At 59.8% G+C, this 20,225-nt stretch carries 18 protein-coding genes and 4 pseudogenes; 12 read left to right on the forward strand and 10 right to left on the reverse strand.

Annotation, left to right across the window (positions count from 1 at the left end):
• Positions 1 to 892: 892 nt before the first annotated feature.
• Positions 893 to 1,171, reverse strand: a complete 279-nt coding sequence (locus tag IVA81_RS19125) for a hypothetical protein (protein ID WP_346659400.1) — start codon at positions 1,169 to 1,171, stop codon at positions 893 to 895.
• A 473-nt stretch (positions 1,172 to 1,644) separates the two neighbouring features.
• On the opposite strand from IVA81_RS19125, the gene IVA81_RS19130 reads away from it, so the two are divergent.
• A complete protein-coding gene (locus tag IVA81_RS19130) occupies positions 1,645 to 1,932 on the forward strand; it encodes a DUF3459 domain-containing protein (protein ID WP_247320875.1) in 288 nt (95 codons plus the stop codon).
• A 42-nt stretch (positions 1,933 to 1,974) separates the two neighbouring features.
• The gene (locus IVA81_RS19135) at positions 1,975 to 2,700 is read left to right on the forward strand and encodes a DUF892 family protein (protein WP_247320876.1); all 726 of its coding nucleotides are present in this window, start codon (positions 1,975 to 1,977) and stop codon (positions 2,698 to 2,700) included.
• A gap of 197 nt (positions 2,701 to 2,897) precedes the next feature.
• Here IVA81_RS19135 and IVA81_RS19140 read toward each other — a convergent pair whose 3' ends face one another.
• The 4 genes and pseudogenes from IVA81_RS19140 to IVA81_RS40670 form a co-directional block, all read right to left on the reverse strand.
• Positions 2,898 to 3,458 carry a DUF4142 domain-containing protein gene (locus IVA81_RS19140; protein ID WP_247320879.1) on the reverse strand — a complete coding sequence of 187 codons (561 nt, stop codon included), beginning with the start codon at positions 3,456 to 3,458 and terminating at the stop codon, positions 2,898 to 2,900.
• Between the two features lie 198 nt (positions 3,459 to 3,656).
• Positions 3,657 to 4,280: a hypothetical protein gene (locus IVA81_RS19145; protein ID WP_247320881.1), complete on the reverse strand. Its 624-nt coding sequence runs from the start codon at positions 4,278 to 4,280 to the stop codon at positions 3,657 to 3,659.
• A 1,132-nt stretch (positions 4,281 to 5,412) separates the two neighbouring features.
• Entirely contained in the window at positions 5,413 to 7,095 is a 1,683-nt protein-coding gene (locus IVA81_RS19150) for a DNA polymerase/3'-5' exonuclease PolX (RefSeq protein WP_247320883.1), read from the reverse strand.
• A 124-nt stretch (positions 7,096 to 7,219) separates the two neighbouring features.
• A pseudogene (locus tag IVA81_RS40670) lies at positions 7,220 to 7,419 on the reverse strand (hypothetical protein); the annotation flags it as partial.
• A 677-nt stretch (positions 7,420 to 8,096) separates the two neighbouring features.
• On the opposite strand from IVA81_RS40670, the pseudogene IVA81_RS19155 reads away from it, so the two are divergent.
• From IVA81_RS19155 to IVA81_RS19180, 6 genes and pseudogenes are all read left to right on the forward strand, one after another.
• Positions 8,097 to 8,377, forward strand: a pseudogene (locus IVA81_RS19155) (transposase); the annotation flags it as partial.
• Between the two features lie 234 nt (positions 8,378 to 8,611).
• A complete protein-coding gene (locus IVA81_RS19160; protein WP_247320885.1) occupies positions 8,612 to 9,979 on the forward strand; it encodes an IS110 family transposase in 1,368 nt (455 codons plus the stop codon).
• Positions 9,980 to 10,925 (forward strand): annotated as a pseudogene (locus IVA81_RS19165) (IS3 family transposase); the annotation flags it as partial.
• A complete protein-coding gene (locus tag IVA81_RS19170) occupies positions 10,922 to 11,482 on the forward strand; it encodes a hypothetical protein (RefSeq protein WP_247320887.1) in 561 nt (186 codons plus the stop codon). The pseudogene IVA81_RS19165 and the gene IVA81_RS19170, both read left to right, overlap by 4 nt.
• A gap of 316 nt (positions 11,483 to 11,798) precedes the next feature.
• The gene (locus IVA81_RS19175) at positions 11,799 to 12,248 is read left to right on the forward strand and encodes an autotransporter outer membrane beta-barrel domain-containing protein (RefSeq protein WP_247320889.1); all 450 of its coding nucleotides are present in this window, start codon (positions 11,799 to 11,801) and stop codon (positions 12,246 to 12,248) included.
• Positions 12,249 to 12,599: 351 nt separating this feature from the next.
• Positions 12,600 to 12,800 (forward strand): hypothetical protein, encoded by a 201-nt coding sequence (locus IVA81_RS19180; RefSeq protein ID WP_247320893.1) that lies wholly within the window; start codon positions 12,600 to 12,602, stop codon positions 12,798 to 12,800.
• Positions 12,801 to 13,254: 454 nt separating this feature from the next.
• Here IVA81_RS19180 and IVA81_RS19185 read toward each other — a convergent pair whose 3' ends face one another.
• The 4 genes and pseudogenes from IVA81_RS19185 to IVA81_RS19200 all read right to left on the reverse strand — a co-directional run bounded on the left by IVA81_RS19185 (position 13,255) and on the right by IVA81_RS19200 (position 16,437).
• The gene (locus IVA81_RS19185) at positions 13,255 to 13,767 is read right to left on the reverse strand and encodes a septal ring lytic transglycosylase RlpA family protein (protein WP_247320895.1); all 513 of its coding nucleotides are present in this window, start codon (positions 13,765 to 13,767) and stop codon (positions 13,255 to 13,257) included.
• 347 nt (positions 13,768 to 14,114) lie between these two features.
• Positions 14,115 to 14,303 (reverse strand): hypothetical protein, encoded by a 189-nt coding sequence (locus IVA81_RS19190; RefSeq protein ID WP_247320897.1) that lies wholly within the window; start codon positions 14,301 to 14,303, stop codon positions 14,115 to 14,117.
• A gap of 84 nt (positions 14,304 to 14,387) precedes the next feature.
• Positions 14,388 to 14,618, reverse strand: coding sequence for a hypothetical protein (locus tag IVA81_RS19195; RefSeq protein ID WP_247320899.1), 231 nt, complete (start codon positions 14,616 to 14,618; stop codon positions 14,388 to 14,390).
• 1,189 nt (positions 14,619 to 15,807) lie between these two features.
• Positions 15,808 to 16,437, reverse strand: a pseudogene (locus IVA81_RS19200) (tyrosine-type recombinase/integrase).
• A 150-nt stretch (positions 16,438 to 16,587) separates the two neighbouring features.
• On the opposite strand from IVA81_RS19200, the gene IVA81_RS19205 reads away from it, so the two are divergent.
• The 4 genes from IVA81_RS19205 (at position 16,588) to IVA81_RS40415 (ending at position 19,722) form a co-directional block, all read left to right on the forward strand.
• Positions 16,588 to 17,541 carry an arginase family protein gene (locus tag IVA81_RS19205; RefSeq protein ID WP_247320900.1) on the forward strand — a complete coding sequence of 318 codons (954 nt, stop codon included), beginning with the start codon at positions 16,588 to 16,590 and terminating at the stop codon, positions 17,539 to 17,541.
• Between the two features lie 848 nt (positions 17,542 to 18,389).
• A complete protein-coding gene (locus tag IVA81_RS19210) occupies positions 18,390 to 18,569 on the forward strand; it encodes a hypothetical protein (protein WP_247320902.1) in 180 nt (59 codons plus the stop codon).
• Between the two features lie 245 nt (positions 18,570 to 18,814).
• Complete coding sequence (locus tag IVA81_RS40410) at positions 18,815 to 19,465, forward strand: LysR family transcriptional regulator (RefSeq protein ID WP_346659401.1); 651 nt, start codon at positions 18,815 to 18,817, stop codon at positions 19,463 to 19,465.
• Complete coding sequence (locus IVA81_RS40415) at positions 19,348 to 19,722, forward strand: LysR substrate-binding domain-containing protein (protein ID WP_346659402.1); 375 nt, start codon at positions 19,348 to 19,350, stop codon at positions 19,720 to 19,722. The genes IVA81_RS40410 and IVA81_RS40415 overlap by 118 nt, the downstream gene beginning before the upstream one ends.
• Before the next feature lie 68 nt (positions 19,723 to 19,790).
• On the opposite strand, the gene IVA81_RS19220 is transcribed toward IVA81_RS40415, so the two are convergent.
• A complete protein-coding gene (locus tag IVA81_RS19220) occupies positions 19,791 to 20,057 on the reverse strand; it encodes a hypothetical protein (protein ID WP_247320903.1) in 267 nt (88 codons plus the stop codon).
• Positions 20,058 to 20,225: the final 168 nt, after the last annotated feature.

The raw sequence follows: 20,225 nt of genomic DNA on the forward strand, positions 1-20,225 counted from the left end.
ATCGGCCGGCCTCGCTCACCTGCATTCGCCACTCGCACTCTCCTCTGCAGAGATTCGAGCTATCAACTAATGTGACGAACTTGCGTTCCAGATGACTAGACCTCCACAGTGAAGTCGTCTGGTTTGAGTGGAGTATCCTTGCCCATGTGGCACCTCTCGTTTGGTCCTGCACCAGCTTAGGAACGAAGGTTACGGCGGTCGGTTGCACGCAAACTTCAACAGGAGGAAACGACCATGAAGATTGGCAAGATTATCCTCGCAGCCGCCCTTGTGTTCGGATCAATCGCTGCCGCCTCCGCGCAGGGTGGCGCTGGGAGCGGTGCCGGCGGAGGAGCGGGCGGAGCAGGGGCCGGCGCGGGCGCTGGATCGGGTGGAGCCGGCGGCGGCGCAGGTGCGGGATCAGGTGGAGACGGCGGAGGCGCAGGTGCGGGATCGGGAGGCGGCGGCAATTCTCCAGCCGCGGCCAGCGGTCAAGGAGCATCGAGCAGCCCGAGCTCGGCCAACCCAGGGGCGACCATGAACGACCCGAAGATGAAGGGAAAATAGAAGCGAAAATAAATAGTCCGCTGGACCTGATCCAGCGGGCTGTTTTCATGAAGCGGTCGCCAGAGAGGCTGAGGACTACTTTAGGCATCGCCTTCCAGGTGTTTGGCGGGCCCCCTCGATCAGTGGCAGGTTGGCCCGCGCCTGATAGATGCCCACCACGCGGCCGATCAGCGCTTGCCGGAATTGCTCCTCCCACCGCGGGCCGTCGACCATGCAACCGCGCGGGATAGATAGGATCGTGCCCGGCGGCGGCGCCTTTGGCTAGCTCCTGATCGTAGTCGCGGCGGCGAAAGCGGCGGACCGCCTTTGATGCTCACTGCGCGGGTGGCTCTTTCGCGGAAGTCTGTCAATCGGCTTGCAAATATTGCAGGCCGAATGACACCTCGAGAGCTTCGACGAAGATGAAAGTCTCTGGTGCCCGCTTGAGCAGGCTCTGCAGCAAACGCTTGCGATCCTCATACGCGACCGCACGCAGATCGTGGCCATCGAGGTAGAGGAGATCGAATGCGTGATAACGCACACGCTCGCTGCGCTTTTTGCCTAGCTCGCGCCTGAGCTGCTGAAAGTCGGGCAGTCCGCCGCGGCCGTACACCACGGCTTCGCCGTCGATGATCGCACTCTCCACGTTCAGCTTGCCTCCGGCGGCCGCGATGACGAGAACTGTTCGGTCCAATCCAACCCCGTGCGCGAATAGACTTTGACGTTCTCATCTTCAAGATGGAGTTGTGCGCGGTAGCCGTCGGCCTTGATCTCGTAGACCCAGCCCATCGGCGGCCATGACAAACACCGGGTCGCCAGCAAGGTCGGTCAGGCTCAGGCACGTATTCTTGCGATGCTGTTAATGACCATTAGAGGGACGCCGTTTCTGTTCGCCGGGGATGAGATGGGCTCCGAGCAGGTGCAGATTCCACCGGAGAGGATCCAGGACCCCTTCGAAAAACTCATGAAGGGATTTGACCTCGGTCGCGATCCCGAGCGGGCACCCTTGCGTTGGATGACACGTAGGGAGGCGGGTTTACCAGTGGCGAACCCTGGCTGCCACTGAGCCGGGATCGCACCCGCAATATCAAAGCGCAACAGGGCGATCGGAATTCGCTCTTGAACCTCTACCGTGAACTCATTGCATTGCGTCGGGACGAGCCTTGCCTGTTGCAGGGAGAGTATCTGCCACGCCGCGCACAGAACGACGTCTTCTCGTTCGGACGCAGGATGAACGATACGGAAATCCTCGTTGGCCGCAATATTTCCGGAGAACCACGGCTTTGGGAGTGGGAAGGCTGCGGCGTCCGATTGTTATCGACCGGGCTAGACTGCAAGCAGGAAAAGGTAGCGGGACCAATCCACCTGAAGCCGAACGAAGGAGTCATCGTCAAAGTAGGTCGTTGAGTCCGCCGCGGAGCCGACGGTCAGGCAATTGAAATCCCGGCAATGCATGGGCCGACCAGAGGATGCGCCTCAGCGCTTTTCGCGGTGTCCCCGCATGCTGTCGAAAACATCGATTGCGATTTCTGCCGGGTCGACGGTCTCTGGGTGCCGGCGCCGGAGACGCCGAACTCCCTTCTGGATGAGGAACTCGAGTGCTGCCAGCGGCTCGGAATTCCCGTCGAGGACCGCATGGCGCCGACGCCGTTCCACTCCGATGGCGTGGTACGATCGCTGCGCTTCCCTGGGCAGGCGCGCTTTCATCCCACGAAATATCTCGCCGGGCTGGCAAGCGCCCTGCAGCGCGCCGGCGCGAAACTTTACGCTGACAGCTGTGTCGAGAGCATCGAGCACAAGTTGGACGAGGTCGTCGTGAAAGTTTCGTCCGGGCTCGAGGTGCGGGCCGCCGACGTAGTGGTCGCGACCAACTCTCCGGTCAATCTTGAAGTTGTGAAAAGCATGCCGGCGAGACCGAGGGGTCAAGTTCAGCGTCTGCAGCAAGTTTTCAAAATGATGACGCAGGCTCCCAAGGGCAAAACCTGCCCCGCTATCCTCGGGCTGGTCGAGGAGGGCGAAGAAGTGATAGAGGATTTCGAAGATTCTCCGGCGCTGGATGCGAGCCTTCTCTCGGGTGCTCAGGCCGTTGAGCATTACGAAATATCGCGCTACGGGACGTTGATTGCCTGGGCTGAACAACTCGGCATGACTCAGGCTGTCCAAACAGACGCTTGAGGAAGAAAAGAAAACGGACGTCGCGCTAAACAAGCTGGCGGAAGCCGCGATCAATCAAGGCGGCTTAGCCGCAACCAGCCGGCACGCTCGTTGGACGAATCCAGTGGCGCTGCATCGCCAATCCTCGGTGTCTGCGGTCTTCACAATGAACACCAGAAAATTAAGAGGGAGCCGCGGAGCAGCGGCTCCCTTCTCCCCTATTTCTTCCCCTCGCCGACCGTAGGTGGAGGCTTCTTGTCGAGATCCTGCGCCATGTCAAGGTGATGCTTAAGCGCGGGCAAGGTCTTGCCGGCCCAATCCTTCAGATCCGCATTGTCGCCGCCCTTGGCATATCGCTCGAACAGGTCGACGGCATCCTTATGGGCGCTGACCTGCATCGAATTGAACTCGGAGCTGAAGTCGTTACCGCTGGCGCCCTTGAGCTTGTCGAGCTTGCTTTGATGCGATGAATCGAGAGTGCTCGGCAATTCGGCTTTCACCTTGCCGCTGGATACCAGTCCTTTCAGCTCAGTGCTCGTCTTGGTGTGGTCCGTTACCATCTGGGAAGCAAACGTCTTCTCCGTCGCATTGCCCTTCTGTTGTGCGAGCTTGTTGGACTCGATTTCAAACATATCCGATATCGCGACCTGCTTGACAAAATCCACCGTCGAGGGGCTGACCCCGAGCACGGAATTGACGCCGGTCTTCTCGCTGACGGATTGCGCCAGTCCTGGCGTCGCCAGCAAAATGCACACGATTGCTATTATCGTACGTCTCATGTGTACCTCCATTTCTTGTGGCCTTGCAGTCGACGCCTTTGCGAAGCGCCACGGTGTTGAGCTTGGTGTTCGCCGCCTTGAGTTTGGCGGAATCGGACGATGTCGTCATGGCTGAACTCTCGCCCCACGCGATCAAGTGGTCGTAGCGGCGATCTGGCAGCTTGCTTGCCGTAACAGGAGCGAGATAGCTAAGCGGTCTCAAGTAACCGGTCTTGCTGCATCTTCGACCGTTCGGGCGGTGGTTGCCATTCCGGCGGCATAGGCAGCTCCGGCGCCCAACAGAAGCGCGCAGAAACTGGCAAGCATGGCATAGGCGAGGTGCTTGCGCGCCTCCTCCATTTGAGCCGGCGTTGCCGGCCTGGTCGTCGAGCCGACGGTTTCGCGCGTCGGGTTAGCCGGGTTGTTCGAATAATATGCGACGCGGGCATTCGCCGCATAGCTCGGGCCGGCGAGGTTGCCCGCGATGCTGGCAGCCGAAGCAGGTATCATCGCTGCTGCCGCCACCACGATGACGGTGGCGACCGCCCACGCACCCAAGGCATGTCCGACACGGCCCAAACCGCTCTGATCGGGGGAATTAGCGGCTGCGATGGCGCCGCCGATAAATGCGGCGATGATGCCCGAAACTGCCCACCAGACGAAGGCGGGCCAGCCAGCGCTGGCAGGCGCGGAGGCGGCGGTCGGAGTGTCGATGGCGAGCAGGCCAATGCCAAAGCCCAGCATGGTCAGCAGTATTTGGACGACTAATGAAGCAAATACGCCCGCCAGGACAGGTGACCAGGTCCAGGCGAAGAAAGCGTGCGGTACCGCGCGTGTGGCCATGTTTACCTCCTCAAATACGACTTTGGATTCAAGATCAAATTCGTACGCAAGTTCCAATCGGTTGGAACCGCGGACGTGGTTGCGGCTTGAAGGTTAGAAAGGAGGAGGATTGACCATGACATTCGGCAGAGGCGCCCTATTGTGGCTCTTAGGCATCCCGCTTCCCGTCATCCTGCTGCTTGCACTGTTCTGGCGCTAGCGGCCGTCGGCGAACTCGAGCTCCACCGCCAAGCTGGCAGCGAGGAAATGCGATACCGGCCAGGACCGGTCGGTGAGTTGGCGCTGCCAAGTTCAAGTGGGCTGCCCGCGTTCGACTGCGATTCACGAAAGGCCCCCGCCCATGGCTGGAGAGAGCTTCGGGCGCTGAGGAGAGCGAAGAAGAGACCGGCTTAGGTTTCGCGCCGGGTATGTGGCAAGGCCGCGGCGTTGAAAGCTGGGCGCTCTCTTCTCGCAGGAGACGGTCGAGATCATCCTCGAAGATTGCCTGCGTTGTCTCGAAGAGCGCTAGTAGCTCGAGAGCTTCTGCGTTGTTTAAAGCGCCGTTGCGTACGATAAGTTGTTGCCGTTCAATGATCTGACGACACTTGGCGACGTGGCGACGAGCAAGCTTGAGGCGTTCGGCAACAGGGACATTAATGGCTCCCGTCAAGGAAGGCGGGAGCGCGATCGGTCTCTCAGTCGCCGGCGCGTGCGCCAGCCGGCGATGTAGGAGAATACTGCGTTTGATGCATTCGCGCGCCATCCAATTCAACCCATGACAGCGGGGCTGAGATACGCGGTCCCAGCGGCTCAATGGAGCTGCGGTGCGGAGTTTCTTGATGATCTCCCGTAGATCGTTCGCGTATTCCTCGATAGCTCGCCGGGCCTCCCTCCAAGCGCAACGGCTTGGGCTTCGGCGTTTCTCTGACCGGACCTCGCTCGTCGGGCTGGTTCATGGGAAGAAAGTTCCACGCAATAGGGGACCATTGACCTAAATCAAACGGAGGTTGAAAGGGGATGGAAAGAAGCTAGTGTCTCGGGCTGGCAATGAATTGCGGTATTTCCCGAGCGTAGCAGATGCCGACCGGATGTCCGTTGGAAGCTGCAGCGCACGGCACTACCACTAGGTACCATGAATTCCTTCATCGCCGCGTCAGGCCGCCCTTGCCAGAGAGCGCCGCCTACTGCGGAGGTATCGCGTGATCGCCGACAGCGGCATCGCGTTCAGCACTCGCTTTGCCGATACACCGCCTTTTCGGGCCATCTCGACACCCCAGTGCATATGATCGAGCTCCGCGATCGAGTGCGCATCAGGATTGATGCTCAGTAGACAGCCAAAATCCAAGGCGGTCCGGTGCCAGCGCCAATCCAGGTCTAGTCGCCAGGGATGCGCATTGATCTCGACCGCGACGCGGTACTTGGCGCAGGCGCGCAACACCTTCTCGACGTCCATTTCGTAACCTGGACGGCGCTGAAGCTGTCGGCCCGTCATGTGGCCAATGATCGTAGTGTATGGGTTAGCGATAGCGCGTAGCAGGCGCTCCGTCTGCGCTTTCCTGTCCAGTTTGAAGCGACCGTGGATACTTGCGACCACGAAATCGAAGCTGTCCAGCACGTCGTCCGGATAGTCCAGCGAGCCATCGACCAGGATGTCCGACTCGATGCCCTTCAGGATCCGGAAATCCTTGCCAAACCTCCTGTTGAGCCGGTCGGCCTCGTGATGCTGCTGCTCGATGTGTTCGGTCGACAGTCCGCCAGCGTAGTGCGCCGACTTGGAGTGATCGGCTACTCCGAAATATTGGAAGCCGCGTTTGCGCGTCGCCTGGGCCATCGTCTCCAGCGTCTCTGTGCCGTCGGACGCGTCGGTGTGACAATGCAGGATGCCATGCAGATCGCCGTCTGTGACCAGCTTCGGCAACTTGCCTTTCAGCGCCAGCTCGATCTCACCCCGCCCCTCTCGGAGCTCCGGCTCAATGAAGGGAAGGTTGAGCGCATCGTAGATATCCCGTTCTTTAGCGGCGATCAGCTGCCGGCCCTTCCGGAGCCCGTCGGTTTCGAGCTTCATGCCCTCCCGTTCGGCGAGTACCCGGAGCTGCTCGATGTGCCCGGCCGAACCTGTGGCGTGCAGCAGTGTCGCGCCGAAATGTTTCCGGTCCGTGAGGTGTACCTGGAGCCCACCGGAATCGACGGCAGCGGGCCCGTCCTCCGCCGTCGGAGCTTCGGCGACCAGGGCGAGGTCCGCCACGAGTTCGCACCCGCGCCGAAAATCGCCGGCGAAGGTTATGTGCTTCAGGTCGGGCCGGGCGTTCTGAAGCGACACCTTGCCATGTTCGAGCAGGGCGGCGGCACGGTGCAAATGAAGGCGGCCCTCTCCACTCTTCGCGATCGCGAGGTTTTGCAGGATTTTGGTCTGCAGCGCCGCACCCAATCCTTTGGCTTTCTTGACGCGGTCTTGCTTGGCTGCGGTTTCCAATTCTGCGAGGGAAGTGATCCCGAGATCCTTATAGAGCCGAAGCACCTTCTCCGGCCGCAATCCCGGGACTGTCAGGAGTTCGAGAACGCCCGCGGGAATCTCTTTGCGTAGCTTCTCCAAACTAGGATGGCTTTCCGTGCGATGCAGCTTCGTGATGATGTCGGCGATGGCGTCGCCCACGCCAGGAATTTCGGTCAGGCGATCCTCCTCAATCAGGACGTGGAGCGGGACCACAATCGCGGCGAGACTGTCCGCAGCGCGGGAATACGCCTTGGCACGGTACGGATTGCCTCCACGCAACGCAGTCCGCCGCGCGTATTCTCGTAAAAGCTTCGCCACGGTTCGGGTATCAGCGGCGGCCACTCGATCCGTTTCCCTTCTCGCTTAGTTTTCTTGAAACGCTTACTTGCACGCCCCCGCGGGACACGACCTTGCGCCGGCCGGATCGTTGGACGTCAGAGCTCTCCTTGACCCTGACGCCATCATCTAGCGACAGCTCGAGCTCCTGCGCCGCCCGGAAGTCGTCCAAATGATGTAGGTCGGGCCGTACGCGGCCTCCTTGGTGAGGAGGTGGTAAATCCGCCCAACCACGGTCTGCAGCTGTTTCATCCTTCCGCGAGGCATTGCCCGAGCCTTGCACAGGGCCCGGACAGCGTAGGCCCGGAAATAATCAAAAGCGTCTGACATAGGTGCATTCAACGCCCGGCCTCGTAATTGGTTCGTACCCTGCGCAGCTCCAGGAACACTGCCAAACCAGAGTTGTTGAAAGGCATGACCGCGAGAGTTCTCTACGAAAGCGCGAATGGTGATGTTTGGCGGCTAGTCCGAGATCGGGAATCGGGTGTCCCGATGGTGGAGCATGAGCCGAACGTTAGCTCTGGTGGACGGACCTCGCGGACCGAGATTGGACAATTCCTTCGTGCTGGTGGAAACGGCCCCGAACACCAGGCCCTGCTCCAACTGATCGGCACGCTTGTCGGGGACTAACAAGCGGAGAGCGCGGCAGACCTTCCGGAAGGCCGGTGGGGAATTCAAGTATCAGAGGGCGCAATCGTGGTCGGAGCATCCGCCCGAGCCTACCTTAGTTTGGCGCTTCTTCGAACGATGGGCACCGCTGGATCAAAATCAGCCTCTCCGGACTGGCAGACGGACATGGATGGCCATCGACGCGGTCTGCAACACCCGCTGACATCCAATAGTCGCAAAGCCACTACGAGACTGCTTACTCGATTAAATCGTGCCGAACTCCATAGTGCATAACGGCGCCAATACGGTGTTGCAACACATAAGGAAATTGGCGCACCCGACACGATACGAACGTGTGACCTTTGAGCTGCTGCCGGTTTGATAGACACCGAGATTGGGTGTTTCATGAAGCCGGAGGTTGGTCATGCAGACGGAAATTCAGTCGAGAGTTCAAGGTCGAGGCGGTCAAGCTTATCAGGGAACGCGGGGTGTCGTGGCGCAAGCAGGCCGCGACCTGGGCGTTCATGAAAACGTGCTGCGCAAGTGGGTGAAGGAGTTCGGCTCCGACCCTGTGCAGGCTTTCCCCGGGCACGGGCAAATGAAGCCCGAGCAATTGGAGATCGAGCGGCTGCGACGCGAGGTGAATAAGCTGAAGGCGGAGCGGGACATCCTAAAAAAAGTGTCCAGGGCCGTTGCGCGCCTGTGCGGGGTAGAAACAGCACTGTGTTATCCTCTGCGGCTGGGAGGGTAGCGGCCGTCAGCTTATTGGAGGCACTGTCCCGTTAAAAAACGTGGTCCATGGGTGCATGCGGACTTGAGAGTGGTGACGCCGCTTCGGCTGCGATCCCGAATAGGAAGATGACGATTGGCATAACCCAGACCCTTCCGCTCATGAGTGAATGGAGGATTTGCGATGCCCCAGAGGGCGACCGGTGACCGGCCGGAATTGAAGCCAGTCAACGTCAGCGCGGCCGCCATCGACATCGGATCAAAGATGCACATGGCTGCGGTGAACCCGGACTGCACTGACATTCCCGTGCGCGCGTTCGGCACATTTACACAAGATCTCCATGATCTGGCGGATTGGTTTAGCGCATGCGGCGTGACCAGTGTCGCGATGGAATCCACCGGGGTCTATTGGATCCCAGCCTATGAAATCCTGGAGCAGCGTGGATTTGAGGTTATTCTGGTCAACGGCCGGTACGCCAAGAACGTGCCCGGACGCAAGACCGACGTCAGCGATGCCGCGTGGTTACGCCAGCTTCATTCCTATGGACTGCTACGAGGCAGCTTCCGACCCGATGCCGAGATCGCAACACTGCGGGCCTATTTGCGGCAGCGCGAGCGGCTTGTGGAATATGCCGCCGCCCATATCCAGCATATGCAAAAGGCCTTGATGGAGATGAACCTGCAGCTCCATCATGTCGTCTCGGACATCACGGGCGCCACTGGCATGCGGATTATCCGGGCCATTGTTGCAGGCGAGCGCAATCCTGATGTTTTGGCAACCTATCGGGACGTGCGATGCCATTCATCCACCGAGACCATTCGCGCGGCACTGGTAGGCAACGACCGGCACGAACATGTCTTCGCCCTGAGCCAATCGCTAGAACTCTACGACGTCTACCAGGCGAAGATGCTGGACTGTGACCGCAAGCTCGAAGTCCTGATCGCCGCGCTAGGAAATAAAGGGGCAAAGCCGATCGGGAAGCTATCCAAGCCGCGCATCAAGACCAAACAGATCAACACGCCCACCTTTGACGTCAGGACCGCGCTGTACGGCGTGCTCGGCGTCGATCTGACTGAGATCCATGGACTGGGTCCGTCGCTCGCATTGAAGCTTATCGGCGAGTGCGGCACGGATTTGAGGGCATGGCCGAGCGCCAAGCACTTCACGTCCTGGCTCTGCCTTGCACCGGGCAACAAAATCTCCGGCGGCAAAGTGCTTTCTTCGCGCACCCGGAGATCTTCCAGCCGGGCTGCCGCACTGTTGCGGTTGGCGGCCACCACGGTGGGGCGAAGCGATACGGCGCTCGGAGCATTCTATCGCCGCCTGTCCTTACGTGCGGGTAAGTCAAAGGCGGTGACAGCGACCGCCCGCAAGATTGCGGTTCTATTTTACAACACCCTCCGGCACGGCATGAGCTACAGGGATCCAGGTGCCGACCAATATGAGCAACAATATCGCAGCCGCGTTCTCGCCAACCTTCAGCGCCGGGCCAAATCTCTGGGCTTCGTGTTGCAGGCCATTCCGACGGACGCCAATCCGGCTGTTTCTTAGGAAGGCCGCTGCCTACTTCGCGAAGGAAGCGACATGAAGTTCGGCTTCATCGCGAAGCACCGGAATGTCTGGCCGGTGGCATGGCTATGCGAAGCAATGGGGTATCCCGGTCGGGCTTCCATGCCTGGCTGAACCGATCGCCCAGCGCCAGATCCCGAAGTGACGAGACGGTAGGCCAGCAGGCCAAGCAAGCTTCCTCGCCAGCGACCGGACCTACGGCGCACGGCGCGTCTGGAGAGACCTTTTGGCAGATGGCGTTGAATGCGGACTGCACCGGATCGAGCGGCTGATGCGCCTGCAGGCCTTGCGCGCGAGGCCACGGCGCCGGCGTCTGCCGAAGGATGACGGCGATCGCCAGGTAGCGAACGTGCCGGCGAACCTTCTGGACCGTTAGTTTGCGGCAGAGCGGCCGAACCAGAAGTGGATCGCCGACTTCAAACCTACATCTGGACCGCTGAAGGTTGGCTCTACGTCTCCGCCGTGATTGATCTATTCTCGCGACGGGTGGTCGGCTGGTCGATGAGCGCCAATATGACGGCCCAGTTGGTTGCAGACGCCCTTCTGATGGCCGTCTGGCGACGAGGCAAGCCGGACGCCCTGATGCATCACTCCGATCGCGGCAGCCAATACGCCAGCGAACAATTCCAGCGCTGATGGCTGACAGCGGAATCGTCTGCAGCATGAGCCGGTCCGGCACGTCTGGGACAATGCGGCGATGGAGAGCTTCTTCTCGTCGTTGAAGACCGAACGCACCGAGCGCAGAACCTACCGCACCAGGAACGAGGCCAAAGCAGATGTGTTCGACTATATCGAGCGGTTCTACAACGCTGTCCGGCGTCATTCGACGATCGGATACGTCAGCCCAGTTGAGTTCGAACGTAAAACCCCGCCCTGCGGCGCGATCATCTTGACCAGGTGCTTGCCAGGCGCCGTAAGTCAGACGTGAAGCACCACCCGGCGTTGCCCTATGAAGAGATGCCGCAGTTCTGGCGGTCCTTGGCCAGCGACACGAGCGACGCTGCCAGCATGCTTCGCTGGATCATCCTGACCGCGTGCCGTTTCAATGAAGCTGCCGACATGGAGCCAGCCGCAGAAGTGGAAGGCGAACTTTGGACGATCCCGGCGATTCGCATGAAGGCCAGCCGCCGCCGCAGATCAAACCAAGCCGAGCTGTCCATGCTGCGGCGGTCGCATGGTCATCATCGAGGTCTTCGAGCGGGGCGCAACGCCACGATATCGGCCGACCGCGCCAACGAGCGTCATCAGGATCGACACCTTATGACCACGTCCCAATCCGGCAAATCTGCTTGTCTTGCTCGCTGCCTCTCGACCGGCCACGGCAGAGCGCGGTCAAATATCCGCCAGTCGCCGCAAATCGTCCGACAGTTCACCACGCTTGACGCGACCCGCCGCTCTTTCGTGAGCCGCTTCACTGTCGGCGAGCTCGCTCAGCCGGCTCAGCTCAAATCACACACCTCACCCGCGGCCCTCAAATCCCCATAACGCCTACGGCGCGGCTTTACGTCCCTGCAGCACGGTTTCCTCCCCTGGAGGTTTGCGGAAGCCGGCCCCGCTGGCGCCGCCCCACCGTCATGGGGCGGGCATCGAAAATCTTCACAAATTCAGACATCCTTCGAGGTGGACGGATTTCGTTGCCTTAGTCAGATTATCCATGCAGAAGGAAGTGCAGCGTGCGAAAATGGGTGCTCACCGAATGGAAGGTCGCGCTGGTTCTTTCTCCTTGGCATTATGCGCGCCGCGGGACGATATTTTGGGTTTTGGGAGGGGCTGCGGCGTAGAGCCGCCGGGGGCGGCGAATTTGAACGAATTTCATTGCGCATGCATCGCGCCCTACGCGGCGGCGCAGGCGCAGTCGTTCCGCACACCCTTCTACAGCGAGACCGATCTCACCGGCGGGTTTGGTCTCTCTTACCACGGCCGCTCCGCGAGCGACGTGCGCAGCGAACTCGGCGCACGCTTCGATCATGCGGTGCTGGTTGCGCCCGACGCGGTGCTGACGCTGCGCGGACGGCTCGCCTGGGCCCATGAGTGGGTGAGCGATCCCTCGCTCCCCGCGGTGTTCCAGGCGCTGCCCGGCGCGAGCTTTATCGTCAATGGCGCGACGCCCGCGAAGGATGCCGCGGTGGTCTCGGCCGGCGCCGAGCTGAAGCTGTCGAGGGCGATCAGCCTGCTCGGCAAGTTCGACGGCGAGTTCGCCGGCAAAGCGCAGACCTATGCCGGGACAGGAACCGTGAGGGTGAGCTGGTAGGTTGAGGCCGGACGCCGCGCACGACCATCTCGCGCGCTACAGCCACAGCACGGTTGAGCCTCCTGGTGGTTCGCCGGCGTCGGACGTCAACTTCGAAATTTCGGGCGACGACACCGCTCGTCGTTCCCAGGATCATTGGCATCTCCTTGGGTGGATGGCGCGATCATCGTCTTCGGCGCCGTGGTCAGGAAGCATAGACACGGCGGGGCAGGGGAATCGGCTTGGACTTCGTGCCGCAGTTTCCATGCCGCGCCGCGAGCCCGTGGGTCAGCAGCTGCAACCTCCTACTTGCAGCCGCGGCAGATCGTAAGCCTGCGTTTCAACGCCTCATCTTCTTGATCGCGGGGTTGCGTGACCGATCCCGCGTTGGCGGTGCTTGACGAGATGCGTGATGGCCGCCAAGGCGAACTGATCTTCACCAATCCCGATGGCGAGGCATTCTCCGAAAATGCGATGCTCGCAGTACTTGATCGTCTACCGATCGATTTGGTCCGTCGCGCGCTCCCGCTATGTGCGATAAGAGCCTTGGCAGGAGCATCCGCAGTGTTTTAATATCCCCGATTATCAAAGTGGGCCGATTGGTCGTTGCCCAATAGCGGAAGGTCAAGTTGAATCCCGAGCGGCCGAGTACCATTGGTCTCGATGAAAGCTTGGCGGGCAGGCGAGATCTCCGCGCTATCGTCTCATCATACAAGGTAGCGAAGGTGCCAGACCGGGCCAAGTTCTGGTGTAACGGCGAAGTCATCTAAGGCAGTCGCGACGTATCAGATGGCATCGCGATGTGCTATCGGCGCGGAGAACATCGTCTCCAGCAGCGTGGCAAGGCTCATACTCCCCAGGAGCATGGTTCGCGCGACTTCGTCTCCATAGACGAGCGTGAGGGCCGATACGAAGGCCGCGATAGCGTCAGGGTTTTTAGAGGCACGGCAATTTCGTTTCAGGCCAAAAGCTGGACCGTTGACGCGAGGGCGGCGGTTGCCTGTTTTCGCAAGGCGATGGACGTCCGCTATAACACCTCAGCACGAACCTGAGCCACGCCACGATCCGTAATACCCAAGCTGCGCGCGGCGGCGAGCGAGAGATCGAGGACGCGGCCACGGACCCATGGTCCGCGGTCGGTGATACGAACCACCACCGACTTATTCGTCTCAAGGTCAATGACGCGGACTCTCGTGCCGAACGGCAGACGGCGGTGCGCCGCGGTTAAGAGATTCCGATCAAACGACGAACCGCTCGCTGTCTTGCCTTTGAAATACGAATAGTAGGAGGCTTTTCCGGAAAAGACTCGATTGAAAGATTGAGCGCCTGAACGATCCTTCAAGGGCTCTTGTCCGTTCGGAGGTTGCGCTTGGGGCTCATCCTTCTTAGTCTGATCGAGTCCTTCAGGAGCGGGCTCCGCGTGAGCCTTTGGAATAATGGACCATCTGTCATTGAATGTTTGCCCGACCGCAGGGGTCACGTGAAGCCCCGTCCAAGCGGAGACTGTTGCAATCACGATCATTCCAAAAAGCAGACGCATGATCGACCTCACTACAAATCACAAGACAAAAGGACAATGCAGACTCATAAGGCGCGTTCCGGCGCATCCGGATTCATATGCTGAGAGGTGATTTCATACCGATGTTTCTAGGAATGTGGTGCAGGGCGGAACGTAGACGCAGTGCAGCAAGCGCTTAGCCGGTGGAACGCATCACGTTCATCGGCGAGCACTTCTAGAGCTCTCTGGCGAAGCGAGCGTCAACACCGCGTGTGCGTGCAGGCGTTGAACGGCCGCGACAATTCAGTGGGACGAGAGGACGCGAGGCCGCGTAAGACGCTGCGTACGTTATCCAGCCTGGCTCGCAGTGGATCGCAACGACCGGCTCGTCACGTTGGTCCGTCGTCGCCGCTCGTGGGGATGTTGAAATCCCGCGCGGCAAGCTCCAGCTCGAGCTCAGTGATCCGCTCAAAGATGCGAGCAGCAATCGCCTCCGACTCTTCCGCGGTTAAGGATCGAGTGCCCCGCAAAGCAAGCTCGTCTCTGAGAATCTTCGCCACAATCAAATGGATGGCCATTGGATCAACAGTCCTAAAACCATGATCCAACCGCAACCAGAGAGCGAGCGCACGTGGTTGGGGCAGTATCCCGCGGTGCTCCAGCTAGCCGTCTCGGCACGAAATGCCGAAGCTGTCGCAGGTATCTAGGCTATCTGATTGGTCGCGGTGCACTTTGCTTGAGCACGAACTGACCAGAATCTCCAGCTTCGATTGCTCTTCGCTCAAGCGCCTTTCGACAAACTGGCGCTCAAACTCTGTCAACCTCGTTTGCAATAAGTGACGATAGCGTTGAATATTGTTGCGATGTGCACGCGCCAACTGGTCGTCAATCATCGTCGTCTTCCTTTGACGAATACTAATTTTGCTTCACGGGGTGAGGTGGCCCCGAGGCAACATTCCGCCGGAGCGGAGTATCTTCGCTCCGGGACGTCGCCATTCCCCTGACCGGGGCATTACATCCCGGCCATATACTCTGACGGGACTTAGATGACGGATACAAGGAATACCCAAAGGGACAGCGCGCGCAGCGCTGTCCTTCAACCTAGTTGGCTTTTCTGCTGCGATCTGTGAACTACTTCACAAGCGAAACGGACATCGTCTGTTACTGATAGCCCATTGCTTAGACCAAATGATTTCTTCGAAAATACCCCAGCGTTCGCGCGCTGGGGTTTTCTGCATCTGCGAGGGGCAGCGCGCGCGGGCCTATCATTCGGACTGGCACGCCACATCGCCTTTCCGGCGCCAGTGCTGGCTTCTGAGGCCGATCCTTCGGATCTCTGTGATTGAGGTGCCCACGGTGGGAAGCGGGATCAGATAGCGCTTGCAGTCCGCTCAATGGGTCTTCGGCTTAGAACGCTGATGGTGGGGTCCATCCTCGCTATCTTCGAGGTCATGCAGCACTGGATCGCCGACGTCTGCGAAGGAAAGCTGGGAGGCGGTGGCGCGAGGAGCCGTACTATCACAGCTTAAGCGGTGAGCGCGATGGGGCTCGAACCCCAGGACCCCGTGATGAAGGTCATCTATTCAAGATCCCTCCGCGCACATACCTAGATCCGGTCGCGGTCGGCGGCGGGACAGATCAATATCGACGAGCTCGCGCGCGTAAACCGCATTTTCGGGGCCTGGTAACAAGAGCAAGGTGCCACCGAGCGGCACCCTGCGCGCCGCAGGAGCGGTGCCCAAACTACGGTCGAGAGGCTGCGAAAACGACTGTGGTTAATACCGTAGATTGCGCGCGTGGCGTGGGAAAAAAGCGAGCACTTCGTGACAAATGCCGAAACACTTCTCTTTCCTTGCCACCTGCACCCCAAAGGAAGCGCAGGGTAACCCGGCGGCTTGCACCGATGCGCCGGGTTTCGATCGCAACGAGTTCACCCCGAGATGATCGGGTTTTTTCGTAAGCATTTCGTTGAAAGCCACTAAGACCTCGCAGTGACTGGGCTGCGCGGCCGAGCCAATGTCGCTGATTGGCCCGGAGCCGTCTGCGAGAGCAGAGCAGAGTGCGTCTGCTCTGCCCCCGAATTCAGACGTCAACTTGTTCTGCTATTGCGAGAGCGTCGTCAACCTCGATGCCGAGATATCGAACCGTACTCTCGATCTTGGTGTGCCTTAAGAGGAACTGCACGGCTCGCAGGTTGCCGGTTCGCCGATAGATCAACATCGCCTTGGTCCGAAGGAGGGAATGCGTCCCGAACAGGTGTGGGTCTAGTCCGATGTCAGCGATCCAGTGATAGGAGCCGAGCATACTGGCGGGTAATAATGTGCCCAGTCCGCCGCCTGCCAAGGAACAGGTATTCGCCTGATTTTCTGTCGGTCACCCGCAAGTAGTCGTCGATCGCCTGACGGGTCGATTCCGTCAGTTCAAATTTGACTGGTCGGCCGGTCTTCTTCTGTCGGACGCTCGCGCGGTCGGCTGCATATCCGCCCGGCGCAACGTCATCGACTTTCAACGCTACGACGTCGCAGCCGCGAAGCTTACTGTCGATGGCCACCTTGAACAGCGCCAGATATCGCATCCGGCCTTCGACCTGGAGCTTGGTCCGGATTGACCAGACATGCTTTGGGCGGAGGGGTGGCTTCGCCCGACGATCTTTCCCTTATTCCACGGAGTGCGTTTCGAAACGGCAGGGGTAACGCTCAGAATATCGGTCATGTTGACCTCATCAAATCGTGAGGCTGGTCATTTTCAGCTTTCCGCTTTCAGTCGATTGGAGACGTACTTGCGTCCAATCCAAGTGATGCGAGGCCCGGTTTGACCCAAACCGCAAGTTGCGAGCGCCCTAGTCGGTGCTATGATCCCACCATGAACAGCTTGTCCGACGTTCCGCGCGTCACTTTTCTCGGCACTCGTGCGTGCGAATTGTCGGCGATCCGGCAAGCCGACATCGTTCTTTTCGGAGCCGGCGATGCGACACCCTGGCAGGCAGGTTTGCGCAGCCATGCGGCCGATGCACCGCAAGCCGTTCGTGCCGCCACCGAACGAAGCGCAGCAGACCCTTTGCGGTGGGATTTTGACCAAGACGGCCCGCTTCTTCCGTCTGAGCTCACCATCTTCGACATTGGTGATCTAACTACCGATCCTGGAAGCCCGGAAGGCAACCGCTCCCTAATCGCATCCACAACGGATTCGATCCTTAGAGTTGGAGCTGTTCCAATTCTGCTTGGCGGCGATGATTCCGTGCCCATCCCATTCTTTGATGCGTTCGAGAAGTATGGCCCGGTGACCATTCTTCAGATTGACGCACACCTAGACTGGCGTGACGAGCGCGACGGCCAGAAGCATACGTTTTCGAGCACCATGCGCCGCGCTAGCGAAATGCCTTGGATAGAAAGGATCGTTCAAGTCGGATTGCGCGGAATAGGCGGATCGCGGGCGACCGATCTAGCGGACGCTCGGGCCTGGGGTGCGCAAATCGTAACGGCCGCCATGATTCGCCAGAACGGCATTCAACAGGTCCTCGAACTGATTCCGCAGAACGCTCGTTGCATTGTGACACTCGACTGTGATGGGCTCGACCCCAGCGTTATCCCGGGGGTTCTCGTCCCGCAGCCGGGCGGATTGAACTACTTAGATGTCGTGGAGCTCCTGCAAGGCGTTTCACGTCGGGCGCGTATTGTTGCTTTCGATCTGGTCGAACTGATGCCGTCATCAGATATCCGCGGCTTAGGCGCACTCGCAGCCGCCCGATTAGTCTGCGTCATGTTAGGATGCCTCGCCCGCCAGAAGACCATCGCGTCCGGCTCCTCAAATCTGTAGGTACAGACCGATCGATGAGCTCTGATCCCGCATGACAAGGGAGCATCTGGGAATCAAAAACCAAGCTGTTGATGATGTCTACATGCTCGACGCGCGCGCGGCGGCCGCTCCGGCTATGTCACCTTCTAGCCCTTTTGCGAAGTGGCTGCCGACACCGAGCGCGTCCGATTACCGGTATAGAAAGGAAGCGCGCGGGCCGTAACCAAAACGGCGCTTTTGACCCACAGCCGCCCTTTTCGCTTGAACTGCTCAGATGACCAGCGAGGGCGCCGAAGGATCGTTATAATCAATTACGATCGTGGCCTTCGCTTCCGGTTGACAGCTCCGAAGATAAAGCCGCTGTCCCTCAACGTAGCGTCGGTTCGATAGAGCCGCAGGATCGGCTGATGAGCCGTCGCGCGAGGCGCACCGCGCAACGGACACAGGAAAGTCTGTTCGGAGGAATACTGAAACGTCCCGGTAGGTGAGCAGTTCGGGCCGATGCAGGAAGATCCCATCTATCAGCAAAATGGAAGACGGCAGCGCCTCCAGATCATGGGCAGGTACAATGTCATTAGATTGCTCGACAATACCTGCAGGAACCACCGGGGCTTAGGGGGTCTAGCTTGCCGTGGAAGGTTGCTAGTTAGCGGTTTGGAACCTGCCGCGCCACCGAGCTGGTGATAGCGCGTCGGCCTTCCGAATCACACGACCGTGATGGTCATGCAAACCCCAAGGGCTGCCACACTGCAAATGTTCCCGCGCATAGCATGCAAACCAGCGAGCAAACGTTTGGGTTGACGGACCGAGAAGGTCAAAACGGGCAATCCGAAACTGCCGAGAGCGCTGCGCGCTACCAAAGAAGCAGCATGGAAATCCTGGGCTTTGAATTTGATGAGCTGCGGCGGATGCTCGCTATGAAGGAGGAGATTGAGGAGCTGGCTGCGCGCCACCACTCGCCAGCTCAGATCCTGGCCGTTCTGAAACTGCGCGCTGCCGCCCGGCGCATGGGCCGTTTACAGATCGCGAAGACGTCGAATGATCCCTAGACGGATCACGCCGACCGCTGCTGAACACGCGAATGATTCGAAGGCACAATTGCCCGATTGCGACGCTGCGCTGGCGGCGCGCCCACCGATGTAGCTCGTGACCATCTCGCAGGTTTGGCTGCTGTGAACGCATTCCTTCCTCCTTGCCGGCATTTCGCATGCTGGCGAGGGATCATATTATGTATCGCCTATGCCGATAATCGATGATAATTTCCGTTCATCTATGACAAATCGAAATAAATGACATGGACCGGCAAGAAGCGATGAACGTGTTCGTGTCAGTCGTCGAGGAGGGCGACTTCTCGTCGGCGGCACGCGGGCTCCGGATGACTCCCTCGGCCATCAGCAAAATCATCGGTCGCCTTGAGACCAGCCTTGGCGTGCGCCTGTTGCAGCGCTCGACGCGGCGCATCAGCTTGACGGCAGAAGGCAGCACCTATGCCGATAGCGCTCGCCGTATCCTGAATGACATCAAAGAGGCTGAAACGCAGATTCAACCCGGTGCAGAGCCGCGCCGCCGGCTGCGGGTCAGTTTGCCGAGCGCCTTCGGCCATCGCTTGATCGTGCCAATGTTGCCCGCTTTCATCGACCGCTACCCGGCCATCGAGCTTGAGCTGATGTTTACGGACGCGTTTGTCGACTTGGTGGCCGAGGAGACGGACGTCGCTGTCCGTGTTGCCGCCCACAGCGATTCAAGGCTTGTGGTGCGGCGGCTGGCGCCCAATCGGCGCGTAATTTGCGCGTCGCCCCCTATATCAAAAGACATGGCACGCCGATGGTGCCAGCCGACCTTCAACGCCATACCTGCCTTGGCATCACAGCGCGCGGCAGCCTCAATATCTGGGAGTTCGATGGCCCTGACGGTCTGCAAAGCATGCGCATCCGCAGCCCGATAGAGGCCAACAGCACCGAAGCCCTGCGCCGGCTCGCGCTCGCGGGCGTCGGCATCCTCCGCATGTCGGAGATATTGGTCGGACCTGACATCAGGGCCGGCAGGCTGACGGAGCTGCTCACCGGATACAATCATCGCGACGGGGCGCCAATCTGCGCCGTCTATCCGCCTGGCCGAATTCTGTCGCCGCGCGTCCGCGTGTTCGTAGATTTCCTGGCCGAACAGCTCGCCAATCCGCCCTGGCTGCACGGCGCGCCATAGATCGGAATGCGTTCAATTAGATTACACGAGCAGCTCCATCAGGCGGCTGAAGTTCTCGCCCTGCATGGTCATCCGAACTGATCCGCTACGCGGCTGAACGCAGGATGCGAACGGTTCTTGGCCTTGACCCAGCCGCAGACCCGCGGCCAGTAGCCGCGCTCCCGGTGCTTCGAGACGATCCCTTCGAGGCGCATCTTGCCAGCAGCTTCGAACAACTGCGGGCCCAGCTCGCCGACTTCGAACTCCGCCACGAAGATGCCCTCGGGCCGCCGTTCCAAGATTTTGGCGAGCCGCTGCTTGCGCTCGTCGAGCTTCAGGGTCCGCCTGTTTTTCATCTGGGTTGATGCGCGCCGAGGCCAAGGTCACTGGAGCCTACAGAAAAGCCGTTCACTTCTGCAAATGGCCGATTCCGTTGAAAAAGGCTGCAGCAATCCGATGTATTGGCGCCAGCGTGGATGCGAGCGAACGGCTGTATCAGCCTTTTATGCGGGCCTGATGGTTTG

It is taken from the genome of Bradyrhizobium sp. 141 (assembly GCF_023074055.1).
GTDB lineage: Bacteria > Pseudomonadota > Alphaproteobacteria > Rhizobiales > Xanthobacteraceae > Bradyrhizobium.

Coding starts and splice junctions, on each gene's coding strand:
- IVA81_RS19135 (WP_247320876.1), top strand. CDS start 1,975: ATGCATGGGCCGACCAGAGGATGCGCCTCAGCGCTTTTCGCGGTGTCC.
- IVA81_RS19140 (WP_247320879.1), bottom strand. CDS start 3,458: ATGAGACGTACGATAATAGCAATCGTGTGCATTTTGCTGGCGACGCCA.
- IVA81_RS19190 (WP_247320897.1), bottom strand. CDS start 14,303: ATGGCCATCCATTTGATTGTGGCGAAGATTCTCAGAGACGAGCTTGCT.
- IVA81_RS19205 (WP_247320900.1), top strand. CDS start 16,588: ATGAACAGCTTGTCCGACGTTCCGCGCGTCACTTTTCTCGGCACTCGT.
- IVA81_RS19145 (WP_247320881.1), bottom strand. CDS start 4,280: ATGGCCACACGCGCGGTACCGCACGCTTTCTTCGCCTGGACCTGGTCA.
- IVA81_RS19185 (WP_247320895.1), bottom strand. CDS start 13,767: ATGCGTCTGCTTTTTGGAATGATCGTGATTGCAACAGTCTCCGCTTGG.
- IVA81_RS19220 (WP_247320903.1), bottom strand. CDS start 20,057: ATGAAAAACAGGCGGACCCTGAAGCTCGACGAGCGCAAGCAGCGGCTC.
- IVA81_RS19210 (WP_247320902.1), top strand. CDS start 18,390: ATGGAAATCCTGGGCTTTGAATTTGATGAGCTGCGGCGGATGCTCGCT.
- IVA81_RS19195 (WP_247320899.1), bottom strand. CDS start 14,618: ATGATTGACGACCAGTTGGCGCGTGCACATCGCAACAATATTCAACGC.
- IVA81_RS19160 (WP_247320885.1), top strand. CDS start 8,612: ATGCCCCAGAGGGCGACCGGTGACCGGCCGGAATTGAAGCCAGTCAAC.
- IVA81_RS40410 (WP_346659401.1), top strand. CDS start 18,815: ATGGACCGGCAAGAAGCGATGAACGTGTTCGTGTCAGTCGTCGAGGAG.